Source organism: Trichococcus sp. (genome assembly GCF_049589555.1).
In the GTDB taxonomy this organism is placed as follows: domain Bacteria; phylum Bacillota; class Bacilli; order Lactobacillales; family Aerococcaceae; genus Trichococcus.
In genome coordinates this window covers 1-3244 of sequence record NZ_JBAWAZ010000149.1, presented here as the reverse complement: position 1 = coordinate 3244, position 3244 = coordinate 1, and the positions used below count along the sequence as shown (strand labels likewise).

Annotated in this window: 3 protein-coding genes; 1 reads left to right on the top strand and 2 read right to left on the bottom strand. The window is 48.7% G+C overall.

Annotated elements, in window-relative coordinates; translation table 11 throughout:
• Positions 1-2: 2 nt before the first annotated feature.
• Positions 3-1193 (bottom strand): MFS transporter, encoded by a 1191-nt coding sequence (locus WBV27_RS05895; RefSeq protein ID WP_424200269.1) that lies wholly within the window; start codon positions 1191-1193, stop codon positions 3-5.
• 178 nt (positions 1194-1371) lie between these two features.
• On the opposite strand from WBV27_RS05895, the gene WBV27_RS05890 reads away from it, so the two are divergent.
• A complete protein-coding gene (locus tag WBV27_RS05890) occupies positions 1372-1764 on the top strand; it encodes a MerR family transcriptional regulator (RefSeq protein ID WP_424200267.1) in 393 nt (130 codons plus the stop codon).
• 310 nt (positions 1765-2074) lie between these two features.
• Here the strand turns inward: WBV27_RS05890 and WBV27_RS05885 are convergent, their stop codons facing one another.
• Positions 2075-3091, bottom strand: coding sequence for a Gfo/Idh/MocA family oxidoreductase (locus WBV27_RS05885; protein ID WP_424200265.1), 1017 nt, complete (start codon positions 3089-3091; stop codon positions 2075-2077).
• Between the last annotated feature and the right edge of the window lie 153 nt (positions 3092-3244).

The following is a 3244-nucleotide window of genomic DNA, read 5'->3' as shown; positions in this document are numbered from 1 at the left end:
TTTTACAGATGATAATTTTTGCGGGGAGGCATAAGGCCGAAGGAAACAAGCCCCACGACAACAGCAACTGCTAACGATGCAGCACCTGTCCACATGATTGCCATGATCGACGCGCTACCCACGACGATCCCCCCGATTGCAGCGCCTGCAGCGAAGCCGAACTGGATAAAGGTGCTGTTCAGACTCAGCATGATGCCGGACGCTTCGGGAGCGATGGAGACCAGATTAAAGTTCAGCGTCGGTCCGCATGCCCAGGCAGCGATGGCCCAGATCATCAGCATGGAAACGATGAGAATAACCGATTCGGAAAAGATCGGGATCAGCATCAACGCAAGGGCTTGGGCTATGATTCCACCCACCAGCGTGTGGGCGGCACCAAATCGATCCGCCAAAAATCCTCCAAGCTTGGATCCGATCAGACTCGCGATTCCGAGGAAAAGTAGAATCATACTGATGCGTGATTCCATCGACGGCATGACCGCCAGCAGAAATGGAGTCGTGTACGAATTGACCACCGAATAGGCGAAAAACATGAGGAACGACACGCTGAGTGCCATAAATATTTTCGGGTTCTTCAGCAATGCCAGTTGCGCGCTAAGCGGTATTGGCGCTTCGCCTGCCGCAGCCGGAATCATCCGGATCACGGCGAATATGGACAGTAGCGTCAGGATGCCAATGACCACAAAAATGATCCTCCAGTCAAATGCCGCAACCATAACGCGGGCAATCGGAACACCGATGACCAGAGCGGCGCTGGCGCCCATCGCCAGATTCGACAAGGCCATGGCCTGCCGTCCGGGTGGAGCCATCTTGGCAACGATCGCATAAGCGCTTATGTTGTAGATTCCGGTCCCAACCCCAAGCAGGCTGCGGGAAACCATCAGGAATCCGAACCCGGGCAGGGCCACCGTGGAAATCGTGCTGATCAGTACAGCAACAAGCCCAATCAGCAGTTGCTTGCGTCTGTCCATCTTCGCGGTCGCCATCATGAAAATCGGCGTGCCGATGGCGGAGGCCAGTGAAAAGGCTGTGATGACCTGCCCCACTGTCGATACCGAAACCCCCACTGACAAGGCCACTTTATCTAGGATACCCCCGATGACGAACTGCAACGTTCCGACCAGGAAACTGATGAATGTCAGCAAATAGATTTTGCCTCGTATATCCATTGTATTTTCAATTGTTTTTTCCATCGTAGTTTTGATCACTCCTTTGGTTGTATTGTTATTCGTGCAATTATGGAAATCAGGCTGCCAAAAAAGCGTTCTCAAAATTTCGCATGAAAAGGATTGCTTTGATATAATGACTTTACCATCTTCGAGTAACACGAAGTCAAGTGATTTTTGAATATGATATGCAGGAGGCGTAAAAATGTACACCGTCAAAGAAGTTTCCGAAATACTCGATATGACTGAACATACCGTCAGATTCTATACGGATAAAGGGCTCGTTCCTAGTATTCAACGCGATAAAAACAACAACCGGATTTTTGACGAGAAATCGATCCATTGGCTGAAAGGCGCACAAAATCTCAGGGGCTGCGGGATGACGATAGAGGCCATCAAGGACTACGTCGACCTGTGTCTACAAGGCGATTCTACCATATTTGAGCGCTATGAGATAATTTTGAAGCAGAAAGAAATCATGGACGCCAAACTGATCGACATCACCCAAAAAGCCGAGTACATCAGGAATAAAGCGAACAATTACGAAGACATCATCAACCATCTTGCTCCCGATAACAGCAACCCGAATAAGTGGTGAGGGAGACACCAAAAAGCCACGGATGCTGGCGCACCCGAAAATATGAATAACATTTTCGAATCCATGTTTTTGGATGATATGGCGATTGAAATCATGAATAACTCACGTGAATCCATGTTTCGCAATCTGTTCCCATCGAAAAAAACAAAACGCGCGCGCAGCTCCGGTGAGGCACCGTTCACCGGAGCTGGGGCCCCCATCCAGACTCAAAACCTTCGCAAAGACAATTACCGGACAATCGAAAAAAACAAAGAAACCAGTGTCCGCCTCGCAACGAGGTCGACACCGGTTTCTTTCACTATCATACTATTCAGACCATACCCGCTATCCCTGTTTCGATGATTTCCATCTGCAGCAGGGTTTCTTCGTCCTTGGTGACTTTTTCCGCACCGTTCACGATTGCGTTGTATAGATCGTCATAGACTCTGGCGTAATCGCCTTTTTCGGAGACCACTTTCTCTTCATGGTAGACACCTTCATCATCCATATACGTCAGAACCCCGTAATGCTCCGGCAGGTCGACACCGAAATCAGAATTGTTCGGCATGTGGAACAGCTTCAGATGCTCTTCTTGACGGTCTCGGGTCTGTTTCACGAACATGCCCTTTTTGCCGTAAGCGACAAAGCTCGGACGTTCCTTCAGCCTGAAGAAGCTGGATTTGATGGAAACTTTCAGATTCTGATAATGGAAATCCAGATCGAAGTAATCGTTCATCCGGCCCGGCCCCAACAATTGCCGCACATCATAATGGATTTTGTCCGGTTTGCCGAAATAGGAGAGGACCTGATCGATGGTATGGCTGCCGATTCCGTACAGGTAGCTTGTATCCTTTGTGAAGCTGTCGATCGACAAGGGAATTTCCGGGCGATAGTAATCGATTGCTATCTCGACTTCCAACAGATCGCCTAATTTGCCGCTTTCGATGATTTTCTGCGTCGTCAGGAAGTCCGAATCGTAGCGTCTGTTCTGGTAACACTGGACCAGCAAGCCCTTTTCTTTCGCGTATGCAAAAATGGCGGCTGCTTCTTCGGAAGTTGCCATGAACGGTTTTTCGACCAGCACATTTTTGCCGTGGTCCAAAGCCTGTTTAGCGAACTCGTAGTGGGAATTCGTATGTGTGCAGACGACCACCAACTGGATGTCATCATCCTCCAGAACATCCGCAATATTCCCGGTGTAGTGGATGCCCTCGATTTTTTCCCAATCACTTTTCTGTGGATTCCGGCTATAGATCGTTTTGACTTTGATATTGCTTCTTGATAAAGAAAACGGCAGATGATAACGGTTCGTGCTTTTTCCGTTTCCGATGTATCCGATTGTCAGCATATTTCTTCCCCCTAAAAGTTTGTATCTTCTCTCTATATTGTAGCGGTATATATTCGAATCTGACTGCTCCCCATGGATAAATCCAGGGGGTTCCAAGGGCTGTTGGGACGTCACGGACCGTACTGGCGATATTTCCAAAAAAGTGGAGATGTC

What these genes read in the sequence shown, in the direction of transcription:
- WBV27_RS05885 (WP_424200265.1), bottom strand. Translation starts at nt 3,091, where the DNA reads ATGCTGACAATCGGATACATCGGAAACGGAAAAAGCACGAACCGTTAT.
- WBV27_RS05890 (WP_424200267.1), top strand. Translation starts at nt 1,372, where the DNA reads ATGTACACCGTCAAAGAAGTTTCCGAAATACTCGATATGACTGAACAT.
- WBV27_RS05895 (WP_424200269.1), bottom strand. Translation starts at nt 1,193, where the DNA reads ATGGAAAAAACAATTGAAAATACAATGGATATACGAGGCAAAATCTAT.